At 43.6% G+C, this 19172-nt stretch carries 20 protein-coding genes and 1 pseudogene; 14 read left to right on the forward strand and 7 right to left on the reverse strand.

What is annotated here, in order from left to right:
* The 6 genes and pseudogenes from B2751_RS13015 to B2751_RS13040 form a co-directional block, all read left to right on the forward strand.
* Positions 1-201: hypothetical protein (locus B2751_RS13015; protein WP_290775184.1), on the forward strand; the 201-nt coding region annotated here is incomplete at its 5' end.
* Between the two features lie 13 nt (positions 202-214).
* Positions 215-1006: an aminoglycoside N(3)-acetyltransferase gene (locus B2751_RS13020; protein WP_290775185.1), complete on the forward strand. Its 792-nt coding sequence runs from the start codon at positions 215-217 to the stop codon at positions 1004-1006.
* A 57-nt stretch (positions 1007-1063) separates the two neighbouring features.
* Positions 1064-1801 carry a Bax inhibitor-1/YccA family protein gene (locus B2751_RS13025; protein WP_290755621.1) on the forward strand — a complete coding sequence of 246 codons (738 nt, stop codon included), beginning with the start codon at positions 1064-1066 and terminating at the stop codon, positions 1799-1801.
* A 271-nt stretch (positions 1802-2072) separates the two neighbouring features.
* Positions 2073-3042: pseudogene (locus B2751_RS13030) on the forward strand (transposase).
* A 251-nt stretch (positions 3043-3293) separates the two neighbouring features.
* Positions 3294-4400, forward strand: coding sequence for an ATP-binding protein (locus tag B2751_RS13035; RefSeq protein WP_055967325.1), 1107 nt, complete (start codon positions 3294-3296; stop codon positions 4398-4400).
* Between the two features lie 577 nt (positions 4401-4977).
* Complete coding sequence (locus B2751_RS13040; protein WP_422653607.1) at positions 4978-6150, forward strand: S8 family peptidase; 1173 nt, start codon at positions 4978-4980, stop codon at positions 6148-6150.
* A 436-nt stretch (positions 6151-6586) separates the two neighbouring features.
* Here B2751_RS13040 and B2751_RS13045 read toward each other — a convergent pair whose 3' ends face one another.
* Positions 6587-6892 (reverse strand): hypothetical protein, encoded by a 306-nt coding sequence (locus tag B2751_RS13045; RefSeq protein ID WP_290775211.1) that lies wholly within the window; start codon positions 6890-6892, stop codon positions 6587-6589.
* A gap of 130 nt (positions 6893-7022) precedes the next feature.
* Between B2751_RS13045 and B2751_RS13050 the strand changes: the two genes are divergently transcribed.
* From B2751_RS13050 to B2751_RS13060, 3 genes are all read left to right on the forward strand, one after another.
* Positions 7023-7757, forward strand: coding sequence for a nuclease-related domain-containing protein (locus B2751_RS13050; RefSeq protein ID WP_290775189.1), 735 nt, complete (start codon positions 7023-7025; stop codon positions 7755-7757).
* Positions 7758-7998: 241 nt separating this feature from the next.
* On the forward strand, positions 7999-8142 hold the full coding sequence (locus B2751_RS13055) for a hypothetical protein (protein ID WP_290775191.1): 144 nt from the start codon (positions 7999-8001) through the stop codon (positions 8140-8142).
* A gap of 68 nt (positions 8143-8210) precedes the next feature.
* Positions 8211-9221 (forward strand): ABC transporter permease, encoded by a 1011-nt coding sequence (locus B2751_RS13060; RefSeq protein WP_052019052.1) that lies wholly within the window; start codon positions 8211-8213, stop codon positions 9219-9221.
* A gap of 59 nt (positions 9222-9280) precedes the next feature.
* Here B2751_RS13060 and B2751_RS13065 read toward each other — a convergent pair whose 3' ends face one another.
* On the reverse strand, positions 9281-9919 hold the full coding sequence (locus B2751_RS13065; protein WP_290775193.1) for an SDR family oxidoreductase: 639 nt from the start codon (positions 9917-9919) through the stop codon (positions 9281-9283).
* A 264-nt stretch (positions 9920-10183) separates the two neighbouring features.
* On the opposite strand from B2751_RS13065, the gene B2751_RS13070 reads away from it, so the two are divergent.
* From B2751_RS13070 to B2751_RS13085, 4 genes are all read left to right on the forward strand, one after another.
* Complete coding sequence (locus tag B2751_RS13070; protein ID WP_290775194.1) at positions 10184-11014, forward strand: transporter substrate-binding domain-containing protein; 831 nt, start codon at positions 10184-10186, stop codon at positions 11012-11014.
* Positions 11007-11804: a transporter substrate-binding domain-containing protein gene (locus B2751_RS13075; protein WP_290775196.1), complete on the forward strand. Its 798-nt coding sequence runs from the start codon at positions 11007-11009 to the stop codon at positions 11802-11804. The genes B2751_RS13070 and B2751_RS13075 overlap by 8 nt, the downstream gene beginning before the upstream one ends.
* 51 nt (positions 11805-11855) lie before the next feature.
* On the forward strand, positions 11856-12146 hold the full coding sequence (locus B2751_RS13080) for a hypothetical protein (RefSeq protein WP_290775198.1): 291 nt from the start codon (positions 11856-11858) through the stop codon (positions 12144-12146).
* A gap of 111 nt (positions 12147-12257) precedes the next feature.
* Positions 12258-12497: an ATP-binding cassette domain-containing protein gene (locus tag B2751_RS13085; RefSeq protein ID WP_290775200.1), complete on the forward strand. Its 240-nt coding sequence runs from the start codon at positions 12258-12260 to the stop codon at positions 12495-12497.
* Between the two features lie 107 nt (positions 12498-12604).
* On the opposite strand, the gene B2751_RS13090 is transcribed toward B2751_RS13085, so the two are convergent.
* The 5 genes from B2751_RS13090 to B2751_RS13110 all read right to left on the reverse strand — a co-directional run bounded on the left by B2751_RS13090 (position 12605) and on the right by B2751_RS13110 (position 17984).
* A complete protein-coding gene (locus tag B2751_RS13090; protein WP_290775202.1) occupies positions 12605-13972 on the reverse strand; it encodes an amino acid permease in 1368 nt (455 codons plus the stop codon).
* A 165-nt stretch (positions 13973-14137) separates the two neighbouring features.
* Positions 14138-15022, reverse strand: coding sequence for a hypothetical protein (locus B2751_RS13095; protein ID WP_290775204.1), 885 nt, complete (start codon positions 15020-15022; stop codon positions 14138-14140).
* A 59-nt stretch (positions 15023-15081) separates the two neighbouring features.
* Positions 15082-15675, reverse strand: coding sequence for a DedA family protein (locus B2751_RS13100; RefSeq protein WP_035408496.1), 594 nt, complete (start codon positions 15673-15675; stop codon positions 15082-15084).
* Positions 15676-15799: 124 nt separating this feature from the next.
* Complete coding sequence (locus B2751_RS13105) at positions 15800-17119, reverse strand: Na+/H+ antiporter family protein (protein WP_290775209.1); 1320 nt, start codon at positions 17117-17119, stop codon at positions 15800-15802.
* Positions 17120-17432: 313 nt separating this feature from the next.
* A complete protein-coding gene (locus B2751_RS13110) occupies positions 17433-17984 on the reverse strand; it encodes a beta-class carbonic anhydrase (RefSeq protein WP_023467896.1) in 552 nt (183 codons plus the stop codon).
* Between the two features lie 336 nt (positions 17985-18320).
* On the opposite strand from B2751_RS13110, the gene B2751_RS13115 reads away from it, so the two are divergent.
* The coding region (locus tag B2751_RS13115) for an aldehyde dehydrogenase family protein (RefSeq protein ID WP_290775206.1) at positions 18321-19172 on the forward strand (852 nt) is incomplete at its 3' end.

Genomic DNA, 19172 nt, shown 5'->3' on the forward strand with positions numbered 1-19172 from the left:
ACGATGTTTATCGATGAAGGATTTGGAACACTTGATCCGGAATCACTCGAACAAGCGATCGAGACGTTGCTCTCGATTCAAGCGAGCGGCCGTATGGTCGGAATCATCAGTCATGTGCAGGAGCTGAAGTCACGTGTTGATGCGAAAATCGAGGTCAAGCAAGGAAAAACGGGGTCGACGATAGCACTAGTCGTCGAGTAAGGAGATAAGATCGATGGAAACACGAAACATGGTCACGAAATCACAAATCAAAGAGGCGTTACGCGAATTAGGTGTGACGCCCGGTATGAAACTGTTCGTCCATACGTCACTTAAACAAATCGGCTGGATTCCCGGTGGCGTACAAGCGTTGATCGAAGCCTTGCAGGAGGTCGTCACGACGGAAGGGTTAATCATGATGCCGGCGCAAAGTACCGATAATTCGGATCCGAAGAACTGGAGCCAACCGGCTGTACCGGAAGAATGGTGGGAAACGATCCGCCGGGAGATGCCGGCATATGACCCGGCAAAAACGGTTACACGTGGTATCGGTCGTGTACCGGAAGTCTTTCGAACGTATCCAGGTGTAGTCCGAAGCGAGCATCCGATGTGGTCCGTGACGGCTTGGGGGAAGGATGCGGCGACATTCGTTGCCGATCATACACTGGAAAACGGTTTCGGTCCTGGCTCACCGATTGAACGCTTTATTGAAGCGGACGGTCAAATTCTCCATATCGGTTCGCCGTGGGATACGACGACCGTCTGGCATTATGCGGAATACGGGTTAAATCGTCCGGACGTCGAGGATGGTTGTAAAGTCAAAGAAGGAACGACGGAACGGTTCATTCATTACCGACACCGTCAAGTCGATAGTGATGCTTTCGGTCCGATCGGCGAAGCGCTCGAAGGGGCGGACTTCGTGACGTCCGGTTTGATTGGGCAAGCGAAATCACACCGCATCGATGCCAAAGCCTCGATCCCAGTCGTCATGTTGCAATTAAAAGCACTCGATCAATGGTTATTTTGAAACTTTTTCGGGAAGCTTTCGTAATACAAAGCAGAATCATAAAAAGGAGTGAATGCAATGGCTTCACGTTTTAAAGTTAACCCGGCATTGCGTCGTGGCTTCGATACGGCACGTGTCGGAGAACGACCGATGACGAAAAGCGGGACGATGAGTAAGATTTTCTTACTGCTCGCTCTCGTCACGGCAGCAGCTGGAGGAAGTTGGTTCTTCCTCGCAGAAAACCAAGGATTGTTGTTCCCAGCCTTGATTGGTGGACTGGTCATCGGTCTAATTCTTGCCTTGGTCATCACATTCAAACCGGCGACGGCACCGGTTCTTTCACCGGTCTATGCGATCGTTGAAGGGGTGGCAGTCGGAGCGTTATCGCTCATGTTCGAAAGCATGTATCCAGGAATCGTCGGGAAGGCAGTCGTTGCGACATTCGTCGTTGCATTTGCGATGTGGTTCGTCTACTCGACAGGCATGATAAAAGTGACGCAACGTTTCCGTTCTGCGGTAACAGCAGCGATTCTCTCGATCTTCGTCTTGTATGCAGTCAACTTGATTCTCTCGTTATTTGGTGTCGACCTCCCATTCATGACAGGTAGCTCACCGCTTGCGATTGGTATTCAGTTCGTCATCGTCATCGTGGCATCCCTGTCACTCGTGATGGACTTCGATTTTATCTCGCAACAAGTTCGTGCGGGTGCTCCGAAATCGATGGAGTGGGTTGCAGCATTCGGATTGATCGTGACGATCATCTGGCTCTATATTGAATTACTCGATCTCTTGTATCGCCTCGCGGCGCGGGATTGATGTAAAGAAAAATCGTAATAAAGTTTGAAAAACACTCATAAAAGAGTGTTTCAGACTGAAGACAAAGCGTAATTTTTCTCTTAACGAGAAAGGTTGCGCTTTTTGTTAATCTCGAATCGTTTTCTTAGGAAAAGCATCGCGCCGCTTCACTTCGTTGCAGGGTCGCTCCTGCTTTGTTTTTCCCTAGGAAGCGATTTCGAGTGAATAAAACTCTTCTCTCTTCTTTCTTCCGGGTATAAAAATTAAAAACTAAGAAGGAGGAGGACTTTCAATGATGGGTAAGAGAGATCACCATCATCAATCAGATCATGTCATCATTACATTGAAACAACTGGTCCCGCAGGACTATCTTGTCCGCAAACTCGATGCGGTCATCGATGTCGACTTCATTTATCGTGCCGTCGAAAAATCGTATAGCGAAAACACCAGTAGACTAAGCAGTGCCCCGTCCTGTTAATCAAAATGGTACTGCTCCAATATGTATTCGGTATTCTTTCCATCCGACCTACCATCAAAGAGATTGAGACTAACGTGGCGTACCATTGGTTTTTAGTTCTTAGGCTTGATGAGAAGGTACCTCATTTCTCTATGTTTAAGAAGAACTATGTCCGTCGCTTTCAGGGAACGGACTTCTTCGAAAATATTTTTTATCGCGTGCTCACCTAAGGAATTGAAGCCGGATTCGTAGCCTCTTCGATCCTGTTCATCGAATCCACCCACATCAAGGCGAACGCAAACAAACGGAAGTACAAGAAGAAACTTGTTCGACGCGCTGCCCAATAGTACAAAGTCGACCTAGATCAAGAAGTCAACGAGGATCGGTCCTACATGGAAAAAGCCCTTCACCCCCAAGACGAAGAGTGTTGAAGAACGTCAGATAAAGGAGAGTAGCTATTAAGTGAAGTGGGAACATGAGAAGCAATTTGCTTATTCGTGTCATACCGCCTGTGATTGATATGTTTGTGTCCTAGGGATGATTGTGATACCCGGTAATGTCCACGATAGTGTCGTCTTTAGTAATCTTTGGCAAGAAGCGATGAACGAAATAGAGTATCTCAGACATACATATGTGAATCGATCGTTGTTTCGAAAACGTTAGGAAACAATTGAACGCGTCTTCGCAGACGCGAAAGAGAAGCATGGCATGCATTGGACCCGCTATCTTGGAGTAAAAAAAGACGCTATAAGTGATGCTTACTTTCATTATCCTGAACCTCGAAAAGCTTGCGGATTGGTCCTGAAATTCTTCCGGGAATCCATGTCTTATTCATATGTTAGTCACCATTACATATAACAAACCCTCATTTCAATTACGAAATGAGGGTTTGTCTACAGCTGAAACACTTTTAAAAAACGTTTTTTTGTAAAGGTACTTCAAAAAACGCATTCGATTTATTAATAAAAATAAAATCATCGAATAAAATGTAGTATAAAATGAAGTTTTGTAATAAAATATAAGCATTCTAAATATTCAATACAGGGGGTTGTTCGAATGGAAAACATAAATAATCATTTAATAGCATTAGTTAGAGCTGCTCTTGAAAATGACAAAAGAGTCATAGAATTATCTACTATTTCAATAATAAGAAAAACTAAAAAAAGTAATCAGGATTTATCAAAGAATCTTTCAGAATTACTTTCAATTCATAATGCAGGTTCTTCTTTTACTAGATCTGTAGGAGTACAACCACCTCCAACTGATAAAGAGTCCTTTTTGTCTTTACTAAAAGTAGAAGATTCCTCTATTTTTGAGGAAAATTTAATTCTTGAAAAACAAAACAAAATAATGATTGATAATTTTTTGAAAGAAAGAAAAAATTCAAAATTATTAATTGAAAACGGAATTCAACCGCCTAAAAGTATTTTACTTTATGGTCCTCCAGGCGTCGGAAAAACTTCTATATCAAAATATATTGCGAAAATGCTAGATCTACCATTAGTTACTTTAGATTTATCAGCAGCTATATCAAGTTATTTGGGAAAAACAGGACAAAACCTAAAAAAAGTGTTAGAATTTGGTAAAGAGAATCCTTCAGTACTTTTGCTTGATGAATTTGATTCTATTGCTAAAAAAAGAGATGACTCTACAGATTTGGGTGAATTAAAAAGAATTGTTAATGTATTATTGAAAGAATTGGAAGAATGGCCACCTAATTCAATTATTATAGGAGCTACAAATTTTCCGGAATTTTTGGATAAAGCAATTTGGAGAAGATTCGATATAAAAATTGATATCCCTCTACCTTCTAAAAATCAACGTATTAATTTATGGAACGCTTATTTAAATAATGAATTAATTAAAATTGATGAAAACCTTATAGAAATTGTATCGAAACTCATAGTTGAGATTAGTCCGTCAGATATCAAGCAAATTAGCGAATATATTTTACGAAGGGTAATTATTGATGATGAAAATCCATCTGAAATTCTAATTTCACGAATTAAAGAATTTTACTCAAAAGATAATTCTACGTTTAATAAAGAAATTATTAAAGCTTTAAAGCAAACTGATGTTAATATAACTCAGGCAAAACTAGCGGAAATTTTATCTATTAGCCCTTCAACTGTAAATCATCATCTCAAAGCATTGACTATATAATTTAAAGTCTGGAGTTGCTCATATGGAAAATAATAATGAAAGAAAACTCCCTATTATAGGTGGGGGAGAAAAATTGATTGAACCTATAAAGAAAAAATTTGCTGGTGGAGAGGTTACCTATCCGAGAAGTTTTAATGAAGCAAGAGAACTAATTAAACCAAAACTTGATACTATCAGCAAACAAATTGAAGAAATACCAGAAAAGAATAAAATGGATGAAATAATTATTACAATAAGACTTAATAGCAAATTTCTTGCAAAATCGTATGTACCGAATGTTTTGTTTAGGCAGGCTAGGTTTGAAAATGTTGGATCAAGAAGATATGAAGTAGACAAAGCAGGAAATGATATTAGCAAATTACATTTCATTAAAACAAATGTGGAAGATATTCGATCGCTTCATACACTTTTAGAAGAAAATGAATCACATTTAAAAGATAGTTTTAAAAATGATGTTAGGAAAATAGATGATATTTCATTATTATCTACTGAAGAAGTAATACAAGGATTTGACACCGATTGGAATGAAGGAGTAGTAGAATTTGTATTACACCCATATGAAGAAGATAATGAACTAATGATTCTCAAATTTAAAGAAAACTTAAGTGATCTAGGGGTAGATTTAAATTCAGTTAAAATTAAATCTTATTCTGGAGGTCCAAATTTTATAAGTGCAAAAATAGATAAATCTGTACTGAACAACATTGCAGAGTTTAATCCTTTACGAACAATACATCCATTACGGCTAAAATATTTTCCGAAATTTAGAGGAGAAGCATTTACGACTAGGCCAACTCATTTAATACCTCCTAGAGGATCAAGTTTATCACAAATTAAAGTTGGGATATTTGATGGTGGTATTGATGAAAATCATCCATTTTTAAACGGTTTTAGCAATGAAAATGAGGAGATTAATTCTTATCCTGAGAGAAAAGGTGTATCTCATGGAACAGCTGTTGCAGGAGTAGTACTATATGGTGATTTAAGTCAATATGAAGCGAATCATCAGCTTGAAGATCCTTCAGTTTTTGTAGAAAGTTTTAGAGTGTTACCTTTAAGTAGTAATTCAGATTTAGACATGTATGAAGCTATTGATTTTATTGAAAAAATAGTTCCTAGCAGAAATGATATTGATGTTTATAATCTCTCGTTCGGTCCTGATGGTGCAATTAGTGATGATGAAATATCGAGATTTACTTTTGCTTTAGATACGTTAGCTTGGAATCATAAAAAGTTATTTATTGTAGCTGTAGGGAATGATGGGAAAGAACCTACACCGTACAATAGAATTCAATCTCCTGCAGATTTAGTTAACGGATTGGGTGTTGGAGCTTACACAATAGATTCTAGCGGTAATCGGATCAAAGCAGATTACAGTTGTGTAGGGAGCGGTCGAGAAGGTTGTAAAGTCAAACCAGATTTAGTTGCATTTGGTGGTGATATTGTTAACAATCCGATTCACGTGTTAGCTCATTCTGATAGTTACGTCAATGGAAGCGACATAATTGAATCACAAGGAACTAGCTTTTCAACACCTTTGGTTTCTAGACTAGCTGCTGAAATTCTAGGTAGATGCAACAGATTTAATCCAATTGTTGCTCGAGCACTAATGATTCAGGCAGCTAGAAATCCTGTCGGCGATAAAATTGATCATGATTTTGGTTATGGAATTTTAAATGAAGATATCGAAGAGGTATTAAATTGTAGTGAAAACAATGTCACAATTATTTATTCAAACNNAAAAAGGTGAAAAAACGCAAACTATTAATGTTAATTCATCTCCATTATTAGCTCAGAGTTTAATCTCAAATGGTTATATTCAAAGTTTTTTACCAACAACTAGTAGTCCGAATAAATATAAAACAGAAGCTTCTAAAAGAGGCGAGTTAAAATGGGATACTATTGTGAAGAAATGGGTTTCTAAAAAAGCTGAATCGATTGATGATCCATTCCTAATTCTACATGGAATGGGTAGAAACGGAAGTACTGATAGAATTGATTATTCTGTTGCAATAACTATTAGCGTAAAAAACTATGCCGGTAATTTATATCAAGAAATTTTAGATAGTTATAATTTGTTGAATCCAATTGATATTAGAGCTAAAAACGAAATTATGATCGTGAATTAATTTTAATGATTCCAGAAAAAACCATCTGACGCATGCGTGTCAGATGGTTTTTTCTGTTCATATTCCGTGCTCGCTTTTCAGTTGATCGACATATTTTTTTGCCTCGAGCAATGACGATCCGAGCGTCTCTCGAACGCGTTTGACAGCTTCAACCGTCTTTCCTTCATGAAGCAACTGAACCAGTTCGACTTGTAACGCTGCTTCTTCTAGTGACACCTCATTCAGACCGAGGTGCTCTTCAATCCGTTTTAGCTTCTTCAGAATCGTTTGTTGTCGGCGTTTCGCTTCGTCCGCTTTTTGTGATAAGGACATCCAGATAAAGAATAAAGCAATTAATGATGCGAACATGATGACAGAATCCATAGGGAACACCTTCCTTTGTTCCACCGTACCATAGGAGATGAATCATAACAAATAGTGGAAAATGATGTAGAAATTGATTATGCTGATATAGTGGAAAATAAAGGGTTAATATGGAAGGGAGTTTAATATAGTGGACAATGTGTTAGTGACATTTTTGCCATTCTTGATTCAAGTTGGACTGCTCATGGTGCTGTTCTTCTTCGGAACGTTCGGTTTGTTTTTCTTCGTCAAACGAAGTTCATATCACAATAGCCGGTATTACCGACTGACACGCGAGCCGTTTTTACGGATTGTTCGTGATAAAGGAAAATGGGGCGAGTACTTGACGACGCGTCAACTCGACCAAGTATCGGGGTACGGCACTTACGTCTTCAATACATACTTACCACGTGCACGCGGTGAGGGTACGACGGAAATCGATGTGACGTTCATTCATGAAAGTGGCATCTATGTGCTCGAATCAAAAAACTACAGCGGCTGGATTTTTGGACGCGAGCAGGACCGTCAGTGGACGCAGCAGTTCCAGAATCGCTTCAAGCAACGGTTCTATAATCCGATCAAACAAAATGAAGGGCATCTCAAAAGCATGCAACGCTTCTTAGAAGGAACGGATCCTGCACTCTTTCATTCCTTGATCATCTTCAGCGAGCGCTGTGAACTGAAAAAGATCACCGTTGATTCAGCGCATGTCCGTGTCTTGAAACGAAACGTCTTACGTAAGACGATCGAGCAACTCGCGACAGAAAAGCCGTTGACACCGAGTCAAGTCGATACGATTGCAGGAAAACTCGGTGTTCATTCACAAGTCGATCGTGCCACCCAACAAGCGCATATCGATGGGATTCGTCAACGACAGGCAAAATGAGACCGTTGACTAGCTCATTCTTCTTCAGGTATAGTGAGTAAATAATAAGTAGTGCAACTATATGGAGATGATGGGATGAAGGAATCGGAATGGTCACTCGGGATGCAATTATCCAGAAGCTATTACGCATTCAAACGTGCCGCTGCTAAACGGATGGAATCATTCGGACTGACGCCGGAACAATTTTCTGTCTTGAGCGAACTCGCAAAACAAGATGGTGTTTCGCAAAAGCANNCTCTTGATGACACGAGAAGGACGCGACATCGTCGATCGCCTCGGACCAGAGCTTGATCAGCTACAGCTCGAAGCGTTCCATGGATTATCGCGACAGCAAATCGAGCAATTGAAGGAAACACTCGAGACCATTCACCGGAATGTGACGTGAATGGTTTTCTCTAGGATATATAGTTGCACGTGATATTATAAGCAATGCATGTAAAAGGAGATTGTAATATGAAAGCATGGAAAGATGTCTGGTCAATGACACAAACGAAAGTGGGGCTCGTCTTCGCAATCGTCGTACCGCTCTTGTTCCTCGTTGTCTGGATGACGGGTTACCAAGGAACGACAGAACGTCTTGATCAATTAAATGTTGGGGTCGTCGCAGAAGCGAATGATCCGTTCATCCAGTCGTTGCAACAAGCACCGTTCACGGTTCAGACGGTTGCAACAGAAACAAAAGGGTTGCAAGCACTTGATGCGAATGAAGTCGATCTCGTCTTACAAAAAGATGATGCAACGCATCAACTAACGGCACACGTCAGTCAGACGAATGCGGAATTCGCAAATGCAATCCTCGAGAGAGCAACGGAAACGATCAGCAAACAGTTGAATGGTGAACCGACGTTCACGACGTCAATCGTTACGGAACATGCCGTCTCGGATTTTGCTTTATCAATGCTTCCGCTCGTTCTCGGTTTTGTCATTTACATCGCGATGATGACGATGGGGATACAATTCAATCTCGTCAGTACGATTTTAAAGAGTCGTCACACAAAATGGGATCTCTTTTGGAGTCGCCAACTCTTGCACGGCATCGTCTTACTCGTCGTACCGTTACTCCTCGTCTCGATGGCGCATCTATTGACAGATATCACGACACCGTTCGTGAAGTTATGGGCATTCGAGCTCCTCGTCGTTGCGACCTGTATCGCCGTCACGCAGATGAACTTTGCGATATTCGGACCGGTGGCGCCACTCATTAATGTCGCCTTGATTCCGTTCCAGTTGATGACTGCCGGAAATATTGTCCCGGCGAAGATGCTGGCACCATTTTATCAATCGCTCGGAACGTTCCTGCCTGTTCCAAATGCCGTCTCTGGTTTCGGTCGATTATTATTCATGGATGGATCAGTCGGGACGCAAGTCCTTCATCTATCCTTACTTTTTGTTGGTAGTTTCTTGGTGACGTGTCTCATTACAGTCTGGAAAAGAGAGGGCGTTAGGCAGCAAGCCATGGCTTGAGAAAAAGTATAGTTTCAAAAAAAGCTCACGTCTCAATTTCCGAGACGTGAGCTTTTGTATTAGAACAACTCGTTGATTGGTGTGTCACCTTCGAGTAGTGTGACGACTTGTTTCGATGCTTTATCATGACCGATCGCAGCTAAAATAACACGGGCGACATCCTCGCGTGGAATTTTTTTAGTCGCTTGCTCGGACGGATCCGTCGTGACGTTTCCTGTGCCGGCTTCATCGGATAGTCCGCCTGGGCGAAGAATCGTATAGTTGAGTGACGATTCCTTCAGGACACGATCCGCGTAGCGTTTCGCGATGTAATACGGCTTCATGCTGTCAGACCATGTTTCCGGCGAATCGGCGTTCAAGGCACTGACCATGATGAACTGTTTCGCCTTGATTGCTTCTGCTGCTTCAATCGATTTGACGGCACCATCGAAGTCGATCAGCATCGTCTTGTCGGCTCCTGTATGACCACCTGATCCTGCCGTAAAGATGACGACATCTGATCCTTGTAATGCTTCCGTGATTGTTGCGACGTCGGCTTCAAGATCAAGATGGACCGGGGTATGACCGAGTTTCTCAAAATCACTGAATTGGTTTTTGGAACGTAATCCTACTTTGACATCATGCTCCGAATCCTGCAGTAAACGAGCAGCGTGACGACCTACTTTACCATTTGCACCAATGATGAAAATCTGACTCATGTTCCATTCCTCCATTTCACGATTGGATGATTCTGTTTCAGTATGGAAAAGACGAGGGGATTCTGTAAAGAGAGACGACTTATGGAACTATAACCGTCATCAAAACATCTTTTTAACGCTTTTATGCATAAAATCGTCAAATTATCTTGAAATCACGTGTAAGTGTGGTAGGATAATGACTATTACCCACACCGAAAATCGTTTAGGTTAAATTGTAGCAATATTCGGTGAATGGGCAACGACGAAACAGAAAGGAGAGATACGATGAGAAAGAAACCATGGCTACTGGCAGGACTTGTTTTGACAGGCGTTGCCGCTTGGATGATCTGGAATCAACAGACGGATGCCAAAGCACATGACATCTTCGAAGACCACAAGCTGGTCGTCGGGACGACGGGGGATTATAAGCCCTTTACATACTGGAACGAGGAACGGAATCGTTATCAAGGCTTTGATATCGATGTCATCCAAGCGTTCGCAAAAGCAGCAAATCTTGATGTGACGTTCGTCAAGACGACATGGCCGACATTATCGGAGGATACGAAATCAGGCAAGTTTGATATCGCTGTCGGTGGCATCACGAAGAAAGTCGAGCGCGAGGTCGTCGGAGACTTTACATCGTCGTATTTCTCCTTTCAAAAAGCACCTCTCGTAAAGAAGAAAGATGTCGAACGCTTGAATTCGCTCGCTGCAATCAATGATCCAGCAGTCAAAATCGGCGTCAATCCGGGTGGCACGAACGAAGCGTTCGTGAAGAAGCATTTTCCGAAAGCAGATGTGACCGTCTTTGAGAACAACTTGGACATTCCGAAAGCCGTAAAAAGCAGACAAGTCGACGTCATGGTGACGGACGACATCGAGGCGTTGCATTACGCAACAGAACTGAATCTTGCGGTTCCCAAACTCACTGAAGCATGGGAACCAGCTGAGATGGCGTATTTGATGAAACCGGATCAAAAACAGCTTGGAGACGTTTTCCGGGTCTGGATTGAAAGTGCAGAGGGGCAAGAACAAGTTCAAAAATTGAAGAAAAAATGGAACATCGTCTCGACGCGTGAGGCGGTCGGAGCGAAAGGAGCGGGAGCACATGAGTAAATGGGGATGGATCGTCGTCGGAGGTGGCGTCTTGTTTGCCGGCTTACTAACACTTTGGCAAACGGAGCAACCACGACGTGTACAAGCAAAGAACGTCTTTGCGACGAAAAAAATCGTCGTCGGAACGACCGGCGATTATAAACCATTCACCTATTTGAACCGGAAGACGAACGAGTACGAAGGATTCGATATCGAAGTGATCCGTTCTTTCGCGAAGACGACCGGCATCGATGTGGAGTTCGTCCCGACGACATGGCCGACGCTGTCTGCTGATCTCGCTAGCGGGAAATTCGATATGGTCGTCGGGGGAGTGACGAAAAACATCGAGCGCGAGATCATTGGCGACTTCACGTCAAGTTACCTGTCATTCCAAAAGACACCGCTCGTCCGTAAAGAAGATGCCGGACGCCTCGCTTCGATTGAACAGATCAATCGACCGGACGTGACGATTGGTCTAAATCCAGGCGGAACGAATGAACAATTCGTCCGCAAGACGTTTACGAAGGCGAACATCGTCATGTATGAGCAAAACCTCGACATCCCGCATGCGGTTGCCTCAGGCGAAGTTGATGTCATGATCACTGATACGGTCGAGGCGATTCATTATGAAGCACTCGATCAACGACTCGCGGCACCAAGAATTCAAGAAAAGTGGATTCCGGCGGAGAAAAGCTACCTCGTCCGGGAGTCAGAAGGGGACGTCGTCGATGTCTTTAACCTCTGGATGCAGTCGTATGAAGGACAGGAAGAGATGGAGCAATTAAAAGAGAAATGGCAAGTGGCGTCATAAGTGGATCGTGTCTCCTGATAGCAGGAGGCACGATTTTTTAGTGAAAGGAGTTTGACAGGAAAAGACGAACAAGCATGTAGAAGCAAACCAGGAGGGAACCGATATGTTGAAAAATGTGTCACTTACGCATGGCTCGTCATCGGAGATGTTTGGATTAATTCTACGTTATTGTTCGCAGGAGCGCTTGTATTTACGAGTGGCACGGTACTATCGTTTAGTCTCGTGTTAGCACGAGCCGTTCGTTTGAAAGGACTTGGTTTTACGGTGATGATGGTGTCAATCGGTACGACGCTTAAAGTGTTTGCTGGTGTCATGTATGGTGTATACCAGATTGTAGCGTAATCGTTAAAGATTGAATCAAGGCACCGATTCAGGTGTCTTTTTTGATTTGCGAACAGAAAAAATAGGAAAATATTGGACATGACTTTGAATTCATGGAAAGAAGGAATGAAGATGATTCATGTCGTGAACTTGACGAAGACGTACGATGGAAAGGATGTCGTCAAAGGGATTTCGTTTGACGTGCAAGCAGGGGAAATCTTCGCCTTTCTTGGACCGAACGGTGCCGGGAAATCGACGACTGTTCAGATGCTGACGACACTGATTAAACTGAGAATACCGATTAGGACGAGCAGGAAACGATTGAATCCGTTCATATTTCATCTCTCCTTTCTGTCGTTAAATTGTTTTTAGACGTTCGGGAAATCACGATTATCATGAATAATATGTGACTTCAAAATAAAAATACAGTGAATGAAAAAAACTCCTCTCATTGTGTCATGAGAGGAGTAGCAACAGTTTTATTTTTCGATTTTCGGTACTTTTACGATGTAGTAGATCGTACTTAAAATCAAAAAGGCGATTCCGATTAAGATTGAGACGCGTGTCTCGTCATTGAACAGCATGCCGACGAGTACTGTGATCAGCGCGACGATCGATAAATAGTTCGTCACCGGCGCACCTGGCATCTTGAACGGATGCGAGGCTGTCCGTTCACTTTCGAGTTTTCGGTAACGGATATGACTGATTAATATCGCGAACCACGGCACCATCCCTGGTAGTACCGAAGCGCTGTAGACATAAACGAAGATGTTCGTATCCTTTCCGAGAACGTGCGGGAGAATGATATCGAGAATGACACCAAAGAAAATCCCGATTGAAATGGCTAGAACTGTATAGAGCGGAATCCCACGTTTATTGACCTTTAAGAAGAAAGACGGCATTTGCCCTTTTTCCGCTAATGCATAGATCATCCGACTGGCGCTGAAGATTCCTGAGTTACAACCGGATAAAGCGGCCGTGATGACGACGAAGTTAATGATGCCGGCAGCAATCGTCACACCGACCTTGGCGAATGTCGCAACGAACGGACTTCCAAGATCGGATAATTCGTTCCACGGATACACCGTGACGATGATGAAAATCGCTCCAACGTAGAAAATCAGAATCCGCCAGACGACACCATTGATCGCCTTCGTGATGTTTTTCTCTGGATCTTTTGTTTCCCCAGCCGTGACTCCGATCAACTCGACACCGATGTAAGAGGCGAAAACAATCGAGAGGGCAAAGAAGAAGCCGGTGAAACCGTTTGTGAAGAATCCACCGTTTGTCCAAAGATTCGAGAAGCCGACCGGGTTTCCATCATTCCCTAGGCCGAAGAAGATGATTCCGAATCCAGCGACGATCATCAGAAGAATCGTCAGTATCTTGATCGAAGCGAACCAAAACTCGAGTTCACCGAACATCTTGACGGAAGCAAGGTTCGCGAGCGTCAAGAGAATGATGACGACGATCCCTGGAATCCATGTTGGTAGTTCAGGCCACCAGAAGCGTAAGTACGTTCCAACGGCGATGACTTCACTCATCCCGACGACGACCCAGTTGAAGATGTTGCTACTTGCTGTTAAAAAACCAGCAGCTGGATGGATATAATCGTTTGCGAACTTTGCGTACGATCCACTGTGCGGATGGGTGTAGACCATCTCGCCGAGTGCCCGCATGATGAAAAAGATAAAAACTCCGGCTAGCATGTACGCAAGTAAGACTGATGGTCCTGTCCAAGCGATCGTACTTGATGCCCCGAGGAAGAGACCAACACCAATCGTTCCTCCGAGCGCAATCATTTGTACCTGTCGTGCTGTTAAATCTCGTTTCAAATTCGAACTCATCGTTTCCCCCAAAAAAATCTGTGACGTCATAATGTTCAGACAACTTGTCGTAAGAACTATAAAGCTGAGTATACTATCCTCGGATAGGGCTCGGCTAGTCTTTTTGAAAATTTGAAATAGAGTTTTCAATAATCAGATATTCATGAAACAAATATGTAACAGCTTTCATTCGCCCATTAGTAGAGTGTCAAGTTGTTGACCTAGTCTACCAACATACAGATGCTCAGCAGTTGCTAAGACGATCAAATCATCACGCATTGTAAGGTCACCTGACAAAGAATTTCCTTGTTCGGTCATGAAACGAATCGAACGAATGCTCTTAAAACGTGTTCCATTTCGTTCAAGTAAGTGTACGTCATCAGAGTATGCAGCAAGTAGATGATCATCGTACCGAGCGAACTGAGAAAAGGCGATCGTAGGAGCCTCACAAACGAGATCGTCCTCTTGATTAATACGGACGAAACGATAATCAGAGTAGTAGAAGAACCAGACTTCTGTTGATGAACAGACATTCAGAGCATAACAATCATCAATCGGATATTGCCGATTCTTATACTGCACTTCACCTGTATCGTCAAAAGCGACCAGACCGAAAGCACCATTTGAACTCGTGACGGCATCGGCATAGACACCTTCATCAAAATAACTGACCCAAATCCAACCTTGTTCGTCGATTTGCATATTTTGAATCCCGTCGTCTAAACAAAAGCTATTCAGTAACTGACCTTGAGGATCGTAGATAAAGGCGTTCGGCAACCATGTGCCGTCGATATCATCATCACAACGAGAAGCGACGAGTAACAGCCGTCCGTCTGGAAAACGATCAACGAGGGAAAAGTCGATGTCGTTTCTTTCGACGATCGTCGTCTTTCGCCAGTCATCCTTCAGTTGATGAATGGAGAGGATCTGTGTTTCACGAGATCCATCAATCGATTCTTCAACGATTAAAATATGTCCGTCGACAGTGATGCCAGTCGCGACCGGGCTTCCAGAACGATAGGATGCGGTCAAACGACGTAGCGGGAAATGGGCGAGCGGGTATGTGAGCATGGCACGACCTCCTGTGTGTTGTAAAAAGCAGTCCGTCGACAGACAGACTGCTTAATGAGTTAAACCGACCGTTGACGGCGTTTATAGAAGAAATAGACGATAATTAAGGCGACGGCAGCAATCAAAACACCATTCGTATATGGTGCAGCGACTTCCTTGATCGAGCGCCAGTTCGTTCCGAGTGTTTCTCCAAGATAGAGGAACAAGATTGACCATGGAATGATGGCAAGAACCGTGTAGAGCGAAAACTTCGTTTGATCCATTTTCGCAAGACCAGCTGGAATCGAGATGGCATGGCGGACGACAGGAATGAAGCGAGCTCCGAAGATGACACCTTGACCGTACTTCAAGAACCAGCGTTCAGCTAAATCCAGATGATGTTCAGAGATCAGGACATACTTTCCGTACTTCAAGATCAATGGACGACCGCCATAGCGAGCAAACCAATATAAGAACAATTGCGACAACAATCCGCCAATCACGGCGGCGACGACAGCGAGCGGCCAGCTAATCGTTCCTTGAGAAATCATGAATCCGCCGTATGAGAGAACGATTTCGCTCGGTATGATTTCAATCATCAACCCGAGGGCGATACCGAAATATCCGAGATCGGCAAGTGAAAGCAAAATCTGGTTGACGATTTGAGATAACACGTAAGACAACTCCTTTGTAATCAGTACATTCCTTTATTTTAGAGAACCGAAGATCAAATGAAAAGGAAAAAAACGGAGACAATTAAAAAGACGGATCCACCATGATAGCGAATCCGTCTTGTTTTTATAATACGACCGCAGCAATCGTACCGAAGATGAGCAACGGAATATTGTAGTGCAAGAACGTCGGAATGACGGTTTCTCGCATGTGATCGTGCTGACCATCGGCATTCAAACCACTCGTAGGTCCAAGCGTCGAGTCTGACGCGGGGCTACCAGCGTCACCAAGAGCACCGGCTGTCCCGATGATCGCAACCGTCGCTTCTAAGCTGAAGCCGTACTGGATACAAAGTGGAACGAAGATCGCAGCGATGATTGGAACAGTTGAGAAACTTGATCCAATGCCCATCGTGACGAGAAGACCGATCAAGAGCATGACGAACGCGGCAACAAGTTGGGAGTCGCCCATCAATGCTTTTGAGTTCTCAACGAGCGGTTCGATATCACCCGTCTTACGCAAGACGTTCGAGAATCCGTTCGCTGAGATCATGACAAAACCGATGAATGACATCATCCGCATACCACGCGTGATGACGTCATCCGCTTCACTGAATCGAACGAGACGAAGCAACAAGAAGAGGATGAGTCCCGTCGTTGCAGCAAGTATCATTGATTCCGTCTGCAGTTGAACGATCAATGTCGCAATGACGACGACACCACTTAAGACCAGTTTCGTTTTCGTGATGACCGGGATTTCATAGTCATCTGGGGCGATATCACGAATTTCATACGTCCGCTCTTTCCGGTACGTATAAAGACCAATCAAGAGACCGACGACCATTCCGAGTGCTGGAATCGCCATCGCTTCGATGACAGAAACTCCCGTCGTATCAAGACCATTAGCTTTAAGGTTTTTCAGTAAAATCTGATTCAGATAGATGTCTCCGAATCCGATCGGTAAGAACATGTACGGTGTGACGAGACCGAATGTCATGATGATCGCAATTCGACGTCGGTCCATCTTCAACTGAGAAAAGAGACCAAGAAGCGGCGGAATGATGATCGGAATGAAGGCGATGTGAATCGGTAAAGCATTTTGTGAACTGATTGCGAGTAACAGAATCGCAAACAAGACGAATCCTTTTAATTTCTTGACCGATGCGGCACTTGCGTTACCACGTGAACGTGCAATCAATGCGTGAGCGAGAGCATCTGGTAAGCCCGTTTTCGAGAGGGCAACAGCAAACGCACCAAGCATCGCGTAGCTAAGAGCGATTTCTGCCCCATCGCCAAGACCACCTGCAAATGCTTCGGTTGTTTTCGTTAAATCGAGACCGCCGACGAGACCGCCGGCGAACGCACTGATGACCATCGCGAGCACGATGTGGACGCGGAAGATCGCTAAGATGAATAGTAAAAAGACGGCAAACAATACGGCGTTAATCATTCGGTAAAACCACACTTTCTTTTGTTATCACTGCGCTATACTAAAGTATCTTACAGCCATGGTGGAACACTGTCAAGGATAAAAGTCTGACCTCGTATTAAAGGACTTCACGATAGACTTTCTAGATTTGCATAAAAAGTCACGTTTTTTAATACCTAAAAGCATGAGGGGAAAGGCGTATAGATCACTGAAAACGGTATAGATAAAAAAATGTGCCATCCTTCTCCATTACGAGAAAATGGCACATCATCTTTAATTTAAGACGGAGTAGAATATCCCGAATCTAATTGAGTTTCTTCTATAAAAGCAATCAGCAATCGACGACGTCGAGTTTACCGGTCCCTGGATCGATGACGAGTCCGTGGACATTCGTACCAGGTGGCAGTAAGGGGTGGTTCTTCACGAGACTGACGGAGTGGGCGACACTCTCCTGAACTGACGTAAAGCCACGCAACCATTGATTTAAATCAACACCTGATACTTCAAGCGTGTGAAGAATCTGTTGGTCGATACCTCGATCCTTCATTTCGCTGATCATATGTTTAGGATCAATCGTGCTCATGCCGCAGTCGTGGTGACCGATGACGACGACTTCTTCGGCACCCAGTGCATACAATGCGACGAGAATCGAACGCATGACAGAACCGAATGGGTGCGATAGAATAGCACCGGCATTTTTGATGATCTTCGCATCCCCGTTCTTAAGGCCGAGTGCGTGTGGAAGAAGTTCCGTTAGGCGAGCATCCATACACGTCAGGATGACGACCTTTTTGTCCGGGAACTTATCCGAGACGAACTGCTCATACTGTTTTTCGGCGACGAATCGCTCGTTGAAAGCTAACATTTCCTGTACAACTGACATTTAAGTGTCCTCCTTTAGTGGTAGCTCTTAATATGTACCCCATAATCAGAATACAAGATGATGAAATGGCTATCAAGTCACGAAAATGCGAGTGTGATAAATCGCACACGTCTTCGTACATAGAGCAAAACGATGAAAAAGGAGAATCCGCAATAGATGTAAACGTTACCAAGGATGTGAGGGAATTCACAGGATGGTCATGCACAAAACAGGAAAAAGGGGTTATGATTGATTTGTGAAGGAAAGCACAAACTATTGAAAAACAGCTTGGCATTCCTGACATAATGGTTGGCAAATCAAACTCAGATTCGTTCCACGACAGGGAGGAAACCACTCATGGCTGTGAAAGAAAAAACAAAATCGACGGTAACGCCGGTCGAACAAGCAATTGGACAAATCGTTGAAAAAGGACAACGTGCATTACAGGAGTTATTGACATTCGATCAAGAAAAAATTGATACGATCGTCCGTGATATGGCACTTGCCGGACTTGAACGGCACGTCGAACTCGCTCGTCTCGCAACAGAAGAGACAGGGCGCGGTGTCTTTGAAGATAAGATGATTAAAAATATATTTGCGACAGAATACATCTACAACAGTCTACGTCATGAAAAAACGGTCGGGATTCTGGAAGAAGATGTCCAAAACGGCATCACCTATATCGCTGAACCGGTCGGTGTCGTCTGTGGTGTCACACCAGTCACCAACCCAACGTCAACGACGATGTTCAAAGCATTGATTGCGATCAAGACACGTAATCCGATCATCTTCGCGTTCCACCCGTCGGCACAACGGTGTTCCGTCGAAGCGGCGAAAACACTTCGCGATGCAGCCATCAAAGCTGGGGCGCCGAAAGACTGCATTCAATGGGTCGAAGAACCATCACTTGAAGCAACGAAAGTCTTGATGAACCATGAAAACATCGCCATGGTCCTTGCGACAGGTGGAGCAGGAATGGTCAAATCAGCATATTCAACAGGTAAACCGGCACTCGGTGTTGGACCAGGGAACGTTCCTTGCTACATTGAACAGTCAGCAAAAGTCAAACGGGCTGTCAGCGATCTCGTTCTCTCAAAAACGTTTGATAATGGGATGATTTGTGCATCTGAACAAGCCGTCATCGTTGACCAAGAAATATATGCAACGGTCCGTGCAGAAATGGAAGCACTCGGTTGTTACTTCTGTACA

Source organism: Exiguobacterium sp. UBA6282 (assembly GCF_002440475.1).
Taxonomy (GTDB): Bacteria; Bacillota; Bacilli; order Exiguobacteriales; family Exiguobacteriaceae; genus Exiguobacterium_A.

What these genes read in the sequence shown, in the direction of transcription:
- B2751_RS13020 (WP_290775185.1), top strand. Translation starts at nt 215, where the DNA reads ATGGAAACACGAAACATGGTCACGAAATCACAAATCAAAGAGGCGTTA.
- B2751_RS13025 (WP_290755621.1), top strand. Translation starts at nt 1,064, where the DNA reads ATGGCTTCACGTTTTAAAGTTAACCCGGCATTGCGTCGTGGCTTCGAT.
- B2751_RS13035 (WP_055967325.1), top strand. Translation starts at nt 3,294, where the DNA reads ATGGAAAACATAAATAATCATTTAATAGCATTAGTTAGAGCTGCTCTT.
- B2751_RS13045 (WP_290775211.1), bottom strand. Translation starts at nt 6,892, where the DNA reads ATGGATTCTGTCATCATGTTCGCATCATTAATTGCTTTATTCTTTATC.
- B2751_RS13055 (WP_290775191.1), top strand. Translation starts at nt 7,999, where the DNA reads ATGACACGAGAAGGACGCGACATCGTCGATCGCCTCGGACCAGAGCTT.
- B2751_RS13060 (WP_052019052.1), top strand. Translation starts at nt 8,211, where the DNA reads ATGAAAGCATGGAAAGATGTCTGGTCAATGACACAAACGAAAGTGGGG.
- B2751_RS13065 (WP_290775193.1), bottom strand. Translation starts at nt 9,919, where the DNA reads ATGAGTCAGATTTTCATCATTGGTGCAAATGGTAAAGTAGGTCGTCAC.
- B2751_RS13070 (WP_290775194.1), top strand. Translation starts at nt 10,184, where the DNA reads ATGAGAAAGAAACCATGGCTACTGGCAGGACTTGTTTTGACAGGCGTT.
- B2751_RS13075 (WP_290775196.1), top strand. Translation starts at nt 11,007, where the DNA reads ATGAGTAAATGGGGATGGATCGTCGTCGGAGGTGGCGTCTTGTTTGCC.
- B2751_RS13085 (WP_290775200.1), top strand. Translation starts at nt 12,258, where the DNA reads ATGATTCATGTCGTGAACTTGACGAAGACGTACGATGGAAAGGATGTC.
- B2751_RS13090 (WP_290775202.1), bottom strand. Translation starts at nt 13,972, where the DNA reads ATGAGTTCGAATTTGAAACGAGATTTAACAGCACGACAGGTACAAATG.
- B2751_RS13095 (WP_290775204.1), bottom strand. Translation starts at nt 15,022, where the DNA reads ATGCTCACATACCCGCTCGCCCATTTCCCGCTACGTCGTTTGACCGCA.
- B2751_RS13110 (WP_023467896.1), bottom strand. Translation starts at nt 17,984, where the DNA reads ATGTCAGTTGTACAGGAAATGTTAGCTTTCAACGAGCGATTCGTCGCC.